The organism is Rhodopila sp. (assembly GCF_035548235.1).
In the GTDB taxonomy this organism is placed as follows: Bacteria; Pseudomonadota; Alphaproteobacteria; order Acetobacterales; family Acetobacteraceae; genus Rhodopila.
Map to the genome: position 1 here is coordinate 1 of NZ_DASZTJ010000299.1, position 15,837 is coordinate 15,837.

Consider the following 15,837-nt stretch of genomic DNA (forward strand, 5'->3'; position numbering starts at 1 on the left):
GAAGGCGACGGAAAGCTATGACTGGACGGGCGTTTATCCCGAGCTGCATAATTTCTGCGCGGTAGACCTGTCGGCATTTTATTTCGATATCCGAAAAGATGCCATCTACTGCGACCGCCCCGACAGCCTCCGACGCCGCGCCGCTCGGACCGTGCTGGACCAGTTGCACCGCTATCTGTGCACCTGGCTCGCCCCGGTGCTGTGCTTCACCGCCGAGGAAGCCTGGTGCGCCCGTTTCGGCGAGCAGACCAGCGTGCACCTGGAACTTTTCCCGACGCCGCCAACCGCATGGCATGACTCCGCGTTAGCTGACAAATGGGAGACCATCCGCACCATCCGACGCCGCATCACCGTGCCGATCGAGGATGCGCGGAAGGCGAACCTGATCGGCTCGTCGCTGCAGGCGGCGGTCGAACTGCCACTCAACGAAGCGCATGCCAAACTGCTGGATGAAGCTGCATGGGAAGAGATCGCGATCGTCTCCTCCGTTACGATCGTGTCGGGTACGGACGAACCCCTCGCGAAGGTCACGCCCGCCGCCGGCGAGAAATGCGTCCGCTGCTGGCGCGTGCTGACGGAAGTCGGATCGAACGAGAAGCATCCAACCCTGTGCCTGAGGTGTTCGGACGCGGTGGAATCGGGACTGGTGTGCAAGCCGGCATGAACACGCCCGTCCGAAACGCCCGGTTCCGACTTGGAGTGATCATGGCGCTGGCCGTGCTGGTCGCCGACCAGGCCAGCAAATGGTGGGTGCTGAATGTGCTCGACTTGCCGGAACTGCGGCAGGTCGTGCTGCTGCCGGTGCTGAACCTGACGATGGTATGGAACCGCGGGGTGACGTTCGGATTGCTGAACGGCCTCGGGTCCGCGGCGCACTGGCTGCTGGCGGTCCTGGCGCTGGTGATCGTCCTGGCGCTGGGGATCTGGCTGCGCAAGGCGGACAACCCGATCACCGCCGCGTCCATCGGCGCGATCGCCGGCGGTGCAGTGGGGAACGTGATCGACCGGTTGCGCTTCGGCGCCGTGGTCGACTTCATCCACGCCCATATCGCCGTCGGCGGGACGGATTACAGTTGGTACGTGTTCAACGTCGCCGACGCCGCTATCGTCTGCGGCGTCGTAGCGCTGATCGTCGAATCCCAGTTCGGCCATCGCCAGCCCCGCTCAGCCTAACGACCGCCGGGCCACGGCAGCGAGTTTCCGGCCTTACCCGTCCAGCCGGCCGTCCCGCAGCGTCACCACCCGATCCATGCGCGCCGCCAGATCGGGATTATGGGTCGCGATCAAGGCAGCGAGGCCCTGGTCCCGCACGGTCGTCAGCAGTGCCTCGAAAACGTCCTCGGCCGTGGCGACATCCAGATTACCCGTCGGCTCATCCGCCAGCAGCAGTTTCGGCCCGTTCGCCAGGGCCCGAGCGATGGCGACCCGCTGCTTTTCGCCGCCGGAAAGCTTGCCGGGCAAGTGTTTCAGGCGCGCCCCAAGGCCGAAGCCCGATAGCAGCATGGTCGCACGCTCCGCCGCCGCGCGGCGGCTTGCCCCGGCGATCATCTGCGGCAGCACGACGTTCTCCAACGCAGTGAACTCGCTCAGCAGATGGTGGAACTGGTAGACGAAACCGATGGTATCGCGCCGGATCGCGGTGCGTTCCAGGTCGCCCAGGTCGCCGGCTGCTTCCCCCATGATCCGCACGGTGCCGCCGTCCGGTCGGTCCAACAGGCCCGCGACATGCAGCAGCGTGGACTTGCCGGCGCCGGATGGGGCGACCAGCGCCACGATCTCCCCCGCCCGCACCGTCAGGTCGACGCCGCGGAGCACCGGCAGGTCCCCACCGTCGCCGCGATAGGTGCGGCGGACGCCCTGCAGCACCAGCGGCTCATTCATAACGCAGCGCCTCCACCGGATCGGTGCGCGCGGCCCGCCAACTTGGATACAGCGTTGCCAGCAGCGACAGCACGAGGCCCAGGATCACGACCTTGACCACATCGCCCCAGTCGATCGTGTTGGGCAGCTCCGTCAGCATGAACGCCGAGGCGTCAAACACCTGACCGCCGGTGACATGCTCCACGAAATGCTGGATCGCATGGATGTTGCGGCAGAACACGATGCCGATCACCGTTCCGATCAGCGTGCCGGAGACGCCGACGAACGCGCCGCACATCAGGAAGATGCGCATCACCGCGCCCGAAGACGCGCCGATCGTACGCAGAATGGCGATGTCCGCGCGCTTGTCCTTCACCAGCATGATCAGGGAGGACACGACGTTGAACGCCGCCACCAGCACGATCATGCCCAGCACGATGAACATCGTGTCCTTCTGCACCTGCAGCACGCCGACGATGGTGTCGTTGGCATGCCGCCAGTCGCGCGCATAGACCGGCCGGCCGTGCAGCAACTGGGTCAGGGGCCGCGCGGTGACACCGATATCGTCGGGATTGACCAGCCGGATCTCGATCCCCGTCACCGCGTTCGGCTTCTGGAAGAAGATCTGCGCGGCCGGCAGCGGCAGGAACACCACGCCGGTATTATAGTCGTTCAGCCCGGCATCGAAGATCCCCACGATCTTGTACGCTCGTACTCGCGGGATGGTGCCGAATGCGGTCGCGGCCCCCTCGGGAGAAATCAGCGTCAGGGAATCCCCGACGCGCAGACGATAGCTGGCGGCGATGCCCACGCCGATCAGGATGGCGTCGTCTCCCTGGAAATTGGCCAGCGACCCGGCGACGAGATGATCGCTGATCGGATGCAACGCCCGCAGGTCCTGCTGGGTGATGCCGCGCACCAGCCCGCCGCGCGCGCCGCCGTTCTGGGTGCTCAGCAGCACCTGCCCGTCCAGCACTGGCGTCGCAGAGGCGACGTTCGGCAGCCCCTTGATCTGGTTGGCCAGCGCCTCGTACCCGTCGATCTTCTGGCCGGCATAGGCGTCTACGGTGATGTGACCGTTCACGCCCAGGATACGGGAGACAAGCTCGACCTGGAACCCGCTCATGACCGAGGTGACGACGATCAGCGTCGCCACGCCCAAGGCGATGCCGACCAGGGAGAAGATGGCGATGATCGAGACGAACCGTTCACCCTTGCGGGCGCGCAGGTAGCGGCCCGCGACCGTGCGTTCAAAGGCGCCGAACATGGGCAGACGGCGGGCAGAGGGAGGGACGTCGCATGGCGCGGCCGGCTATAGGCGTCCGGGCGTCCGGCCGCAAGGACGGGGGGTCAGAGTAAGCGGCGGCGGCCGCTGAAAGCGAGGGCCTAACCCATCTTCGCCAGCGCGTCCTCAACCGACAGCTCCACCCGCTCGCCTGTCGCACGCCGCTTCAGCTCCACCGTACCGGATGCCGCCCCCCGGGGTCCGACGACGATCTGCCAGGGATGTCCCATCAGGTCCGCATCGGCGAACTTCGCCCCCGCCCGGTCCGTCCGGTCGTCATAGACGGCATTGCCGTCGAGCGCGGCGTAGAGTTTCTCGCAGATCGCATCGCACGCCGTGTCGCCGACCTTCAGGTTCAGGATTGCGGCCTTATAGGGGGCGACGGTATCCGGCCAGATGATTCCGTTGTCGTCGTGGCTGGCCTCGATCACCGCGCCCACCAGGCGCGAGACGCCGACGCCGTAGCTGCCCATTTCCGGATGGACCAGCTTGCCGTCCGGACCGGTGACGGTCGTGTTCATCGGCTTGGTGTATCTCGTACCGAAATAGAAGATGTGGCCGATCTCGATGCCCCGGCCCTCGCGCTTGCGGTCGGCCGCCAGCGTGTCCCAGCGCGCCGTGTCGTGCTTTTCGTCCGTCGCGGCGTAGTGCGTGGTCATCAGCTTGAAAAACCGCTCCAGGTCGTCGGGATTCGTCGGGCTGAATTCGGCCGAGAAATAATCCATCTCCTCAAAGGCCGCATCGAAGTAAACTTGGCTCTCGCCCGTGGGGGCCAGGATAATAAATTCGTGGCTGAGGTCGCCGCCGATCGGACCGGTATCGGCCTCCATCGGGATCGCCTGCAGGCCGATGCGCTGGAACGTCCGCATATAGGCCAGCATCATCTTCCGATAGCTGACGACGGCGCCGGCGTGGTCGAGGTCGAAGGAATACGCGTCCTTCATCAGGAATTCGCGGCCGCGCATGATGCCGAACCGCGGCCGTACCTCGTCGCGGAACTTCCATTGGATATGATAGAGGATCTGCGGCAGTTCGCGATAGCTGCGCACCGCCTGGCGGAACAGGTCGGTGACCATCTCCTCGTTCGTCGGGCCGTATAGCATTTCCCGCTCATGACGGTCGGTGATGCGCAGCATTTCCTTGCCGTAATCGTCGTAGCGCCCGCTCTCCCGCCACAGTTCGGCCGGTTGGATCGTCGGCATCAGGATTTCCTGCGCCCCGACCCTGTCCTGCTCCTCCCGCACGATCCGCTCGATATTGCGCAGCACCCGCAGACCCAGCGGCAGCCAGGCGTAGATGCCGGCGGAGGTCTGGCGGATCAGCCCGGCCCGCAGCATCAGCCGATGCGAGGCGATCTGCGCTTCAGCCGGCGTTTCCTTGAGGGTGGGGACAAAACCGTGGGACAGTCGCATGAAATTCAGGGTCCGGCTGATGTGATGAAGCCTCCCTCGTAACGCGTTTGGCGCGCGACCGCTACAGGTCTGAGGGCAGGATCAACACGCAATAGTTGTAATTCCTAAATGTTATACACGGACGTTACGACAGACGACGTACACTTTGTCTCAACGCAAATATCGGCGTCTGTATCGGCGCCCTCTGATATTTCATTCGAACTTCAAGTGGAAACCGTGTTTCTTAGGTAAGGTTTGTGCGCTGCACAACATTTTCTGGCAATAAACTCGATGTGAGAGGATTAAAAAGCGACAAAACCGCGTGACTCCTATGCAGAGTTTGTTTAACAAGGCGACGGGCTGTTTACCGGTTAGTAAGCAGGTCAGGTTTGGGGAGGAAACGCCAACCGCTCGGTAGGCAATGGACAAGCGTCCACCCTGCCGAGGCGGAGAAATTGGTGGAGCGTCCTAATACATAACAGAAAAAAGCCGGCTTCGCTGGTCTGGCGAGGCCGGCAAACTCTTGGGCGTTTCTTCCCCGCAAGTAAAAATGTCCGGTCCATTTTGGTATCGATACCATATGGACCGGACATTCCCGGCTCAGTTGACCCGGCTCAGTTGAATTGAGCCGCCACGTTACACCCGGATCAAGTGCACATCCACAAGCGGGCGCTTACCGAACAACCGCCCCAGGGCACGTCGCAGCGCCGTTCGTGCCGCATCCTTCAACGCGTCATCATCACGCCGCAGCCCAACCGGCAAATCCCTCAGCGCCTCCGCGAAATCCTCAGCCACCCGCTCGGTTTCCCGGTCCGTGGGTTCCAGCAGGCCCGGCGCGGACACCGACGGCTGGCCGCGCAGATTCCCCGCCTGATCCAGCGCCACGCTGCCCAGGACGATACCGTTGAACAGCATGCGCCGGCGCGCGTTCATGACCTCGCCCCGCAACGGCACCAGCCGCGAGCCATCAGCCACCAGACGTCCGACCGGCGCGCTGTCGGTGACCGCCGGCCGGCCGGGACCCAAGGTGAGGACGTCGCCATCCTCCAACAGGAACGGCTCCGCCCCCGCCTCGCGCGCCAGCTCTGCGTGCGCCGACAGATGGCGCCACTCGCCATGTACCGGCACCGCGTAGCGTGGCTTCACCAGGCGATACATCCGCCGCAGTTCGTCGCGCGCCGCGTGGCCGGAGACGTGCACGAGGTGATCGGTATCCGTCATCAGCCGCACGCCCCGGCGCACCAGCGCGTCCTGCACAGATCCAATTGCCCGTTCGTTCCCTGGGATCATGCGGGAGGAATAGATGACGGTGTCCCCCTCCCCCAGCGCCACGCGCGGATGGTCGTCGCGCGCGATCCGCGACAGCGCGCTGCGCGGCTCGCCCTGGCTGCCGGTCACCAGGATCAGCAGGTTGTCGTCTGGGACGTCGTCGATATCGTCCTCGGTCAAAAACGGCGGCAGCGTCTTCAGATATCCGCACTCCCGAGCGGCGGCGTCCATGTTGCGAAGGGAGCGGCCGACGAGGGCGACGCTGCGGCCGGCATCGTGTGCCGCCAGCGCGATCGATTCCATCCGCGCAACGTTGCTGGCGAAACAAGTGACGGCGACGCGCCCGGTCAGGCCTCGGATCAGGGCGGAGAGACTGGTGCGCACGTCCATTTCGCTGCCTGAATGTCCCTCCACCATCGCGTTGGTGGAATCGCAGACAATCGCCAATACGCCGCGCTGCCCCAACTCCGCCAGCGCGGCCTCGTCGGTCGGCGGACCGATCAGCGGGGCAGCGTCGAGCTTCCAGTCGCCGGTGTGCAGCACGATGCCGATGGGGGTTTCGACCACGAGCGCCTGCGCCTCGGGGATCGAGTGCGCCAGGCGGATGAAGCGCAGCTTGAACGGCGCGACCTCAAAGGCGCCGCCTGGCGGGATGATGGTGATCCGCACCTGGTTGGTCAGCCCCACCTCGCCCAGCTTGCGCTTCAGGACCGCAGCCGCGAAAGGGGTCGCATAAACCGGACATTTGAGCTGCGGCCACAGCCAGGCGACCGCGCCAATGTGGTCTTCATGCGAGTGGGTGATGACAAGGCCGGCCAGCGCCTCACGCCGGTCGGCGATGAAGCCGGGATCGGCCATCATCACGTCGACCTCCGGCAGTTCCGATCCGCCGAAGCCGATGCCGCAATCGACGGCCAGATAGGTCTCCCTGCCGCCTTCCCGCCAGCAGTAGAGATTGAGGTTCATGCCGATTTCGCCCGTCCCGCCAAGAGGCAGGAAGGCCAGTTCGCCGTTTTCCGCGTCCATAAGCTGAGTGTCTGGTCCTTCTGTTGGTGTCAGTCCTGATCGATCAGGCGCGTTCTTTCCCTGGGTAATGTGGGCGCGGGGTTGCGTTCCGCCAACATTCGCAGCCCGTCCAGGGTCAAATCCGGGTCGATATGCTGTATCATAGTGGTGCCTTCGGCGAACAGCGGTGACAGGCCGCCCGTCGCGACCACCTTCATGCGGTCGCCGTATTCGCCCATGATGCGGTTCAGCAGCCCTTCGATCAAACCGACATAGCCCCAGTAGATGCCGGACTGCATCGCCGGCACCGTCGATCGTCCAATCACCGATTGCGGCCGGCCGATACCGATGCGGGGCAGCCGAGCGGCGGCCTGGTGCAGGGCCTCGATCGAAAGGTTGATGCCGGGGCAGATCACGCCGCCGATATAGGCGCCGGTCGCATCCACCACGTCGAAAGTTGTTGCGGTGCCGAAATCCACCACAATCAGCGGTCCGCCGAAACGCCTGTGCCCCGCCATGGCGTTCAGCAGGCGGTCCGCGCCGACCTCGTTCGGGTTGTCGACCTTGATCTCGAACCCCCAGTCCAGGGCGGCACGGGCGATCAGCGGCTCGACGCTGAACCACTCGCGACAAAGGCGGCGGAGGTGATACAGCGCGGCGGGCACGACAGTGCCGATCACCGCGGCGGAAATCTGGTCGCGCTTCAGATCGCAGAGCGTCAGCAGGCTGTTGAGCCAGACGGCATATTCGTCCGAGGTGCGCTGGGGATCGGTGCGGATCCGCCAGACGCCGCGCCATGTCTCGCCCTCACGGACCGCGAAAACGATATTGGTGTTGCCGGCGTCGATGACGAGCAGCATGTCGATGCGGAGACCCTGATCAAGAGTCCGCCAGATGATAGATCGCAACGGCGGCTGTCAACAATGGGCGTCGCCAAGGCGACAGCGGTCCGGTCCCGGCCATCACGCGGCGGCCGGAACGACCTCCCGCGTGAGTAGTTCGACCCCTCGCAGCAGGCGGATCGGCAGCCTGCACCCGGCCCGTTCCGCGACCAGCATCCGGTGAAGGTCGTCGACGCCGGCCACCATCTCCTCGGCGAAAGAGACCAGGACGTCGCCTTTTTGCAGCCCGGCCTGGGCCGCCGGTCCATCCGCCGCCACCTCGGAGACCATGACCCCTGTCGGCTGCGCCAGCCCATGGAAGCGGCGCACACGGGTCATGATCGGCACGGTCTGCGCCGCCAGTCCGAGGCGCGAGCGATGCACCCGCCCGTCGCGCATCAGCCGCGTTGCCACCCAGATCGCCGTGTCGATGCCGATGGCGAAGCAGATGCCCTGGGCCGGCGCGATCATCGCGGTGTTGATGCCGACGACGCGCCCCTCGCCCGAGGTCAGCGGGCCGCCGGAATTGCCAGGGTTCAGTGGCGCGTCCGTCTGGATCACGCTGTCCAGCAGCCCGCCGCCGCGTGTGCGCAGCGACCGTCCCAGCGCGCTGACGATTCCGGCCGTGACGGTGCAGGTGAAGCCCAGCGGGTTGCCGATCGCGACCACCAACTGCCCCACTTTCAGCGTCGTCGACTGGCCCAGCGCCGCCGCCGGCAGACCGGTGCCCGCCAGGCGCAGCACCGCGATATCGGTTGCCGGATCGTCGCCGACCAGTGTCGCCTCCAGGCTTTGGCCGTCGGTCAGGCTGGCCCTCAACCGCGCGGCGGCGCCCACCACATGGCTGTTGGTCAGCACGTAGCCGTCGGGGGTGTAGATGACGCCGGACCCTTGGCCGCTCGGGCGGCCTTTGCCGTCGAAGGCCGTGATATGCACGACCGCCGGTCCAACGCGTTCAAACGCTTGGACAACCTGGGCGGAATAAGGATCGAGGATCGGATCGGTCGCATCGAGAGGCATTGCGCGTATCCTGATTGGTCGCAGGGAACCAGAATTGTTGGTGGAAACAGATGGGTCCAATCACCGAACCGCCCCACCCGGCCAAACGGCGAGGCTGCGTCCCGGTCATCCGCCCGATGGTCCGGGAGGCTCCCTGGCGCCAAGCTGGCCGCACTATAAGGAGACATGACGATGGATCTGATCGAACAGCTGTCCCAAGGCCTCGCGGACCGGGTCGCCGCCGCCACCGCCTTCACCGTCGGCATCCACGGCGCACAGCGGCCGCGCAGCGGCATCCTGTATCGGCCGGACGTGGTCGTCGCGTCCGAACAGGTGCTAGCTGACGACGCCCCCCTCATCGTCCGCCGCGGCCCGGTCACCGTCCCGGCCCGATTGGCCGGCCGCGATCCGGGAACGAATGTCGCGGTGCTGAAGCTGGAGACGCCGCTGGATGGCGCCCTGCCGGTGGCGGCCACGATGTCGCCCCGGCCCGGCAGCCTTGCCTTGGTCCTGGGATCGGATGCCGAAGGCGGCCCGACCGGGCGGCTGGCGATGGTCCACGCGGTGGGGCCGGCCTGGCACAGCATGGCCGGCGGACGCATCGACGCGTTGATCCGGCTCGATACGCGGCTGAATGCCGATGAGGGCGGGCCGGTGCTGTCGCTGTCCGGCGGACTGATCGGCATGTCCACTTCGGGCCCGCGGCGCCGGACCGTTGTCATCCCGACCGCCACGATCGACCGCGTGATCGGGCCGCTGCTGGCCGAGGGCCGTATTCCGCGCGGCTGGCTGGGCATCGGTCTGCAGCCGGTGATGATCCCCGACGGATTCCGTCAGTCCACCGGCCACCAGAACGGCCTGATGGTCGTCAGCCTCGTCAGGGGTGCGCCCGCCGAAACGGCGGGCATGCTGCCAGGCGATATCGTGCTGGAGATTGCCGGCGTCGCGGTCGGGCATCCTCGCGCGCTGGCGGCGGCGATGGGGCCGGAGCGGATCGGCCAGACCGTCCCGGTGAAGCTGCTGCGCGCCGGGACGCTGCAGACCGTATCCGTCACCATCGCCATTCGGCCGGCGGCGTGAGCAGCGCCCTCCGCGTCCGGATCCACGCAGCCGATCCGGTGCGGCGGCGCGGCCTGACCGCCATGCTGGAGGCGACGGGCCACGCCGTGACCGAGGAGACGCCGGACGTCGAGCTCTGCGACGGATCGGCCGAACGAGCGCCGGAGTCCGAGGCACCCGTCGTGCTGCTGACCGAGGCCCCGCCCCCTGGCTCCCCACCCGCCGGGCTGCTGTCGCCGGATGCGCCGGCGGAACAGCTCGATGCCGCGTTGCGGGCCGTCGCCGCCGGGTTGCTGGTGCGCCCGCCGCGCATGCCGCCGCCCCGCACCGGCTTCGCGGCCGCCGACGATGTGCCGCTGCTGACGCCGCGCGAGCGCGAGATCCTGACGCTGCTGGGCGAAGGCCTGTCCAACAAGGCGATGGCGCGGCGGCTGGGGATCTCGGTTCACACGGTCAAGTTCCACCTCGAGGCGCTGTTTGCCAAGCTGGAGGCGACGAGCCGCGCGGAAGCGGTAGCGAAGGGGCTGCGCGGCGGCGTGATCGAACTATAGCCGTTTGACATTCCGCCCGACGGATGCGATCCGGCTACTGAACAGTAGCTGGAGCAGGATGTGAACGACGCGCTACCGCGGGAGGCAAGCCCGCTGCGATCGATCGAGGCCGTCGAACAGGGCCTGGGCGAGGCCGGATACATCGCCAGCCGCCAGATCGCCACCGCCGTCTACGTGGCGCACCACCTGCAAAAACCCATCCTGGTCGAAGGCCCTGCCGGCGTCGGCAAGACCGAGTTGGCGAAGTCGGTGGCATCGTGGATGAAACTGCCGCTGATCCGCATGCAGTGCTACGAAGGTCTGGACGAGTCCAAGGCGCTGTATGAGTGGAAATACGGCAAGCAGCTTCTCTATACCCAGATCCTGAAGGACAAGATCAACTCGGTCATCGGCGAGGAAGACAACCTGGCGCAGGCGCTGGACAAGCTGCATGCGTTTGGCGACGTTTTTTTCTCGCACCAATTCCTCGAACCCCGTCCCTTGCTGCGGTCGCTGGAGGCGCCCGAAGGCGCGGTGCTGCTGATCGATGAGATCGACAAGTCGGACCAGGAGTTCGAGGCATTCCTGCTGGAGATCCTGTCCGACTACCAGGTGACGATCCCGGAGATCGGATCGGTACGCGCCATCGTGCCGCCGATCGTGCTGCTGACTTCCAACAGCACGCGCGATCTGGGGGACGCGCTGAAACGCCGCTGCCTGCATCTGCATATCGGGTTTCCGGACGAGAAGCTGGAAGCGCGGATCATCGCGTCGCGCGTGCCGGGGATCGATGCGCGGCTGCTGAAGCAGCTTGTCGGCTTCGTGCAGCAATTGCGGACAATGGACCTGAAGAAAGTACCGTCGGTCAGCGAAACGATCGACTGGGCGAAGGTGATGCTGCTGCTGCATGCATCGTCGCTGGACGTCGATTTGGTGCGTGATACGCTGAACGTGCTGCTGAAGTTCGAGGCGGATATCGAAGCCGCCGGCAAGCAGTTGGCGGGGATGACGCACAAGGCGGTGGCCGAGGCCGCGGTGGGATGAGGGTGCCACCCCCCACCACGGCCAACTATGCCCTGTCGTCATGGCCCGGCTGCGGCCGATCGTCATGGTTCGGCTTGACCGAGCCGTCTCTTCCGCCGGGCACGGGATGGCCCGGTCAAGCCGAGCTATGACGGGGCGGCATGGGATCGTCCGGCCAGGCCCCATGGAGGGGCACGGCCGGGCCATGGCGTGGGGATGCAGACGGTGACCACTCCTACCCCGGCCAGCGAGCCACTGCGTCGTTTCCTGCAAGTCGCCCGTGGCGCGGGGCTGCGCGTGTCGGCGGCCGAGGGGATCGACGCGGCCAATGCCGTTGACCTTGTCGGCTATGGCAACCGGCAGGTGCTGAAGGACACGCTCGCCCTGCTGCTGGCGAAGACGCCGGAGGAAAAGGACCTCTACGACGAGGCCTTCGAGCTCTATTTCAAACGTGACGAGTTCGCCGGATCGTCCGAGGGGGCGGCGCCATCCGACGACGCCACGCTGCCTGCAGCCTCCCCCGGTGAAGGCCAAGGCGGTGAAGGCTCCGGCGGCCAAGGCGGCCAGTCTCTGGCGCAACTGCTGATGCGCGACGACCGTGCCGCGCTGGCCACCGCCATGGAGCAAGCGGCACGCGACGCCGGCATCGAGAACATTCGTTTTTTCACGCAACGAAACCTCTACGCCCGCCGCATCCTGGACCGCATGGGCCTGCGCCAGGCCGAACGCCAGATCGAAGCGCTGCGCCGAGCCGGAGATGGCAGCGGCGAGGCCGATGTCCTGGAAAGCCGCGTCGAGGCCCTGCGCGACGCGGTGCGCGATTTCGTCGAACGCAACCTGCTGCTGTTCGCCCGCGGCGAGACCGAGAAGTTCCGCGAAGAACTGCTGAAATCCGCTCGTCTGTCGAACCTGGAACGCCGGGACCTCGACCGGATGCGGGTGCTGGTGCGCCAGATGGCCAAGAAGATGGCCGCGCGCTATGCCAAGCCGCGCCGGCGCCGGTTGCGCGGTCAGCTCGACACGCGGCGTACGATCCGCCGCAACATGGGCTGGGGCGGCGTGCCGTTCATCACGGTCTGGAAACAGAAGCGCATCGAAAAGCCGCGCGTCATGGTGCTGTGCGACGTGTCCGGCTCCGTCGCCGCGATGGCGCAGTTCCTGCTGATGTTCATGTACGCGGTGAACGAGGCACTGTCGGACATCCGCTCCTTCGCGTTCGCCGGATCACTGGATGAAGTGTCCGACATCCTGGAGAAGCATCCGGTCGAGGACGCGATCACCCAGATCATGTCGACGATCGGCTACGGTTCGTCGAACTACGGCAACTCGTTCGCCGATTTCGCCGATGGCTGGATGAAATTCGTGACCAACAAGACGACGATCATCATCCTGGGCGACGCCCGCGGCAACCGCACCGATCCGCGCACGGAAATCCTGGCCGAGATGTCGCAGCGCGCCAAGCGCATCATTTGGTTGAACCCGGAATACCGGTCGGCCTGGGGCACCGGGGATTCGGACATGTACCGCTACGCCCCGTTCTGCAACCTGGTGACGGTCTGCAACACACTGCGCCACTTGGAGCGCGTGATCAGCGACATCCTGGAGGACGCCGCCTAAGCCCGGTTCAAGCAGACGGGGACTGATCCTGACCCTTCCTCATCCCGTCGGCCAGCCAAGCCGTCCCCTGACGGAAGGGATGGTCAGGATCGCTGCCGGCTGATATCAGAAGCTCAGGTCGGACGGTATCTGGTCAGGTTTCACGCCATTCAGCGCAAGTCCGTTGATCATCTGCTCACGAATCGTGCCGATGCCGCGATTGAAATCGATCCAGGCGTCTACGACCTCCTTGAACCGTGTGTCCGGCTCACGCTGGATTCCGTAACAACTTGGCAATGACACCGCTGGCGTGGTCAACAGGTGATACGGCCCCATGCTGGGGTTCTTCCCCACCGTCGACAATCCGATCGTCGCCGCCAGTACTTCCGCATCCGCTCGGCCTGACTGCAATGCCAATATACACTCGTCTATACTTTTGTATCCTGTCAGTTGCGCCTTCGGGGTGAAGCGACGGGCACAGGTTTCATGCAAGGAACCAATGTCGAAGCAGACCCGTACATCCGGCTTGTTCAAGTCGTCCCATGTCTTCGGGTTGAACCCCGCCTTGGCGAGGCAACCGAACGGCGCGGTGATATAGGGACGGGTGAATCCGATCGCCAAGGCACGCTGCGGCGTGGGGTTCAAGGCAAAGGCAATGTCGATCTTGTTCGATTGCAGGTCCAGTACGGAGTTGCCCCAGGTCGTTTCGACGAAAACGAGCTTGGCGTCCCATACGCTGGCGATGCCCTTGGCCATTTCGACGGCGGCACCGCTCCAGGCGCCGCTGACCATGTCTTTCACGAAATAAGGCGGACTCGCGGATACCACCGCCATGCGCAGTTGCTTGCTGCTGGTGACGCGGTCCAAGGTGCTGCCCCCGCTCTGCGCGCGCGCGGAACCGATGAAGAAGAAGGCGGGCAGGACAGCGGCGCCGGTAGCCAGGCCGCGTCGGGTCGAACGTAGGGTCATGGCGTCTCCTGTTGGATCGATGCACGCCCGCCCCAGCAGTCGAGGCCAGCGCAGATAGTCTCAGTTGTAGGCAATCAGCGTGCCAAGGCGTATGGCACGCTGATTGCCTGGATCACGACGTCGCCTTGGGGTTGAACCGATGACTCGCCGACGGATGCGCCTGGTCGCCTTCCTGCTCTCCGGTCCCACCGCTCATCATCACGGCATGTGGCGCCATCCGGAAACGGACAACGCGTTCCTGACACCCGAGTATTACGAACACATCGCGCGGGTGCTGGAGGCCGGATTCTTCGACGCGCTGTTCTTCGCCGATATCCTGGCGCTGATGGACTTCTACAAGGGCAGCTACGAAACGGTGCTGTCGCACGGTGGCCAGATGGGGTTGCTCGACCCGATGCCGATGGCCGCGCAGATGGCGCGGGTGACGAGCCATATCGGCCTGGGCGTGTCGGTCTCCACCAGCTTCCAGCACGCGTTCCAGATCGCACGCACCTTCGCGACGATGGACCACCTTAGCGGCGGCCGGATGGCATGGAACATCGTCACCACCTCCAGCAGCCCGCAATGGGCGAATTTCGGCCTTCCCGCCACGCCGCGCGACCAGCGCTACGACATCGCTGACGAGGTCGTTGAGGCGTGCACGAAACTCTGGGACAGTTGGGACGCGGATGCGCTGGTCATCGACAAGGCTTCGGGCCGCTTTGCCGATCCCGAGAAGGTCCACCGCGTCGATTATGCCGGTACCTATGTTCGCACGCGCGGCCCATTGACAGTGCCGCGGACCCCGCAGGGATGGCCGGTGCTGATGCAGGCCGGCAGTTCGCCACGCGGGCGCGAATTCGCCGCGCGCTGGGCTGAGATCATCTTCACCTTGCAGCATGCCATCCCGGACATGCAGGCATTCCGGTCGGACATCCACGCGCGGATGGGCCAACGCGGCCGCCGGCCGGAGGAATGCCAGGTCCTGGTCTCGGTCGATCCCGTGGTCGGCGAAACACGCGCGATCGCGGAGGAGAAAGCCGCCTATCTGAGCGAGCTTGTGAACCCTGAACTGGGCCTGGCGCTGATCTCGGCACATATCGGGATGGACCTGTCGCGGTACCCGCTGCACCAGCCGCTGGAGGACGTGGCGATCGCCGAAGGCTCCCGCGGGTCCTTCGACGTGATCCTGCAGGGGACTCGTACGCACGGCCTGACCTTGGGCGACGCTGCCAAACGGTTCGCGGTCAGCGAGCTATGCCCGCAGGTGATCGGCACGCCGTCCGATATCGCCGACCAGTTGCAGGCCATGTTCGACAGCGGCGGCTGCGACGGGTTCGTGCTGACGCCGACGACGTTTCCCGGCTGCTATGAGCAATTCAGCCGCGCCGTCGTGCCGGAACTGCAGCGGCGCGGCCTGGTGCGGACGCGCTATGAGGGCCGGACGCTGCGCGACACCCTGCGGGCCTGAGGTCAGTCGGACCCCACCAGTTGCGCCGGACGCGGCGACAGGCGGCGGGACAGCAAGGCCCGCATCGGCTCTTCGTACCATTTCGCCAGCGCGACGGCCAGGACGAGCGTGGCGGCGGCGGCGAGGGTCGCGACCGGATAGCCCGCGCCATGCGTGCCGCCACGCAGAAAGATCACGGCGCGCAGGATCGGCACATGCAGGCAGTAGATCGGATAGGAGATCCAACCGAGGAAGCGCGCGATCCGGATCTCCAGCCCCTGTCGGGGTTGGAGATGCGCGCCGATGAAGATGATCGCCGGCACGATGGTCGCGACCGCCAGCAGCGGATAGAGGCCCCGGAATGTGTGGGGGAATGCGAAAATCCCCAGCAGCGCGGCGTAGAGCAAGAACGATGCATACGGCACCCTCCGCACCGCCCTGATCACCCGTTCGCCGACGCCGTCCCGCACCAACGAATACAGCAGGATGCCCAAGGTGAAACCGAAACCGACACGCGGGAAACCGCCGAGGATACCGCGCG

At 65.6% G+C, this 15,837-nt stretch carries 15 protein-coding genes; 7 read left to right on the forward strand and 8 right to left on the reverse strand.

Annotation, left to right across the window (positions count from 1 at the left end; translation table 11 throughout):
* Both VHB27_RS24520 and lspA read left to right on the forward strand, forming a co-directional pair.
* Positions 1 to 664, forward strand: a 664-nt coding sequence (locus VHB27_RS24520; protein WP_325605619.1) for a class I tRNA ligase family protein, incomplete at its 5' end; no start/stop codon positions are given.
* Positions 661 to 1,173 carry a signal peptidase II gene (lspA, locus tag VHB27_RS24525; RefSeq protein ID WP_325605621.1) on the forward strand — a complete coding sequence of 171 codons (513 nt, stop codon included), beginning with the start codon at positions 661 to 663 and terminating at the stop codon, positions 1,171 to 1,173. The genes VHB27_RS24520 and lspA, both read left to right, overlap by 4 nt.
* A gap of 33 nt (positions 1,174 to 1,206) precedes the next feature.
* Here lspA and VHB27_RS24530 read toward each other — a convergent pair whose 3' ends face one another.
* The 6 genes from VHB27_RS24530 to VHB27_RS24555 all read right to left on the reverse strand — a co-directional run bounded on the left by VHB27_RS24530 (position 1,207) and on the right by VHB27_RS24555 (position 8,711).
* Entirely contained in the window at positions 1,207 to 1,881 is a 675-nt protein-coding gene (locus VHB27_RS24530) for an ABC transporter ATP-binding protein (RefSeq protein ID WP_325605623.1), read from the reverse strand.
* A complete protein-coding gene (locus VHB27_RS24535; RefSeq protein WP_325605625.1) occupies positions 1,874 to 3,127 on the reverse strand; it encodes a lipoprotein-releasing ABC transporter permease subunit in 1,254 nt (417 codons plus the stop codon). The genes VHB27_RS24530 and VHB27_RS24535 overlap by 8 nt, the downstream gene beginning before the upstream one ends.
* Before the next feature lie 119 nt (positions 3,128 to 3,246).
* Entirely contained in the window at positions 3,247 to 4,557 is a 1,311-nt protein-coding gene (gene proS, locus VHB27_RS24540; RefSeq protein WP_325605627.1) for a proline--tRNA ligase, read from the reverse strand.
* Positions 4,558 to 5,172: 615 nt separating this feature from the next.
* A complete protein-coding gene (locus VHB27_RS24545; RefSeq protein WP_325605629.1) occupies positions 5,173 to 6,831 on the reverse strand; it encodes a ribonuclease J in 1,659 nt (552 codons plus the stop codon).
* 29 nt (positions 6,832 to 6,860) lie between these two features.
* A complete protein-coding gene (locus VHB27_RS24550) occupies positions 6,861 to 7,670 on the reverse strand; it encodes a type III pantothenate kinase (RefSeq protein ID WP_325605631.1) in 810 nt (269 codons plus the stop codon).
* A 102-nt stretch (positions 7,671 to 7,772) separates the two neighbouring features.
* Complete coding sequence (locus VHB27_RS24555; protein WP_325605633.1) at positions 7,773 to 8,711, reverse strand: S1C family serine protease; 939 nt, start codon at positions 8,709 to 8,711, stop codon at positions 7,773 to 7,775.
* Positions 8,712 to 8,882: 171 nt separating this feature from the next.
* On the opposite strand from VHB27_RS24555, the gene VHB27_RS24560 reads away from it, so the two are divergent.
* The 4 genes from VHB27_RS24560 to VHB27_RS24575 all read left to right on the forward strand — a co-directional run bounded on the left by VHB27_RS24560 (position 8,883) and on the right by VHB27_RS24575 (position 12,919).
* Entirely contained in the window at positions 8,883 to 9,770 is an 888-nt protein-coding gene (locus VHB27_RS24560) for a S1C family serine protease (protein WP_325605635.1), read from the forward strand.
* Positions 9,767 to 10,300, forward strand: coding sequence for a helix-turn-helix transcriptional regulator (locus tag VHB27_RS24565; RefSeq protein ID WP_325605637.1), 534 nt, complete (start codon positions 9,767 to 9,769; stop codon positions 10,298 to 10,300). Before VHB27_RS24560 ends, VHB27_RS24565 begins: the two co-directional genes overlap by 4 nt.
* 60 nt (positions 10,301 to 10,360) lie before the next feature.
* The gene (locus VHB27_RS24570) at positions 10,361 to 11,323 is read left to right on the forward strand and encodes an AAA family ATPase (protein WP_325605639.1); all 963 of its coding nucleotides are present in this window, start codon (positions 10,361 to 10,363) and stop codon (positions 11,321 to 11,323) included.
* A 204-nt stretch (positions 11,324 to 11,527) separates the two neighbouring features.
* Positions 11,528 to 12,919, forward strand: a complete 1,392-nt coding sequence (locus VHB27_RS24575; RefSeq protein WP_325605641.1) for a VWA domain-containing protein — start codon at positions 11,528 to 11,530, stop codon at positions 12,917 to 12,919.
* 105 nt (positions 12,920 to 13,024) lie between these two features.
* Here the strand turns inward: VHB27_RS24575 and VHB27_RS24580 are convergent, their stop codons facing one another.
* A complete protein-coding gene (locus VHB27_RS24580) occupies positions 13,025 to 13,867 on the reverse strand; it encodes a transporter substrate-binding domain-containing protein (RefSeq protein ID WP_325605643.1) in 843 nt (280 codons plus the stop codon).
* Positions 13,868 to 14,021: 154 nt separating this feature from the next.
* Here VHB27_RS24580 and VHB27_RS24585 point away from each other — a divergent pair, with 154 nt between their 5' ends.
* A complete protein-coding gene (locus VHB27_RS24585; protein WP_325605645.1) occupies positions 14,022 to 15,317 on the forward strand; it encodes an LLM class flavin-dependent oxidoreductase in 1,296 nt (431 codons plus the stop codon).
* A 2-nt stretch (positions 15,318 to 15,319) separates the two neighbouring features.
* Here the strand turns inward: VHB27_RS24585 and VHB27_RS24590 are convergent.
* A partial coding sequence (locus VHB27_RS24590; protein ID WP_325605647.1) for a hypothetical protein occupies positions 15,320 to 15,837 on the reverse strand: 518 nt, incomplete at its 5' end.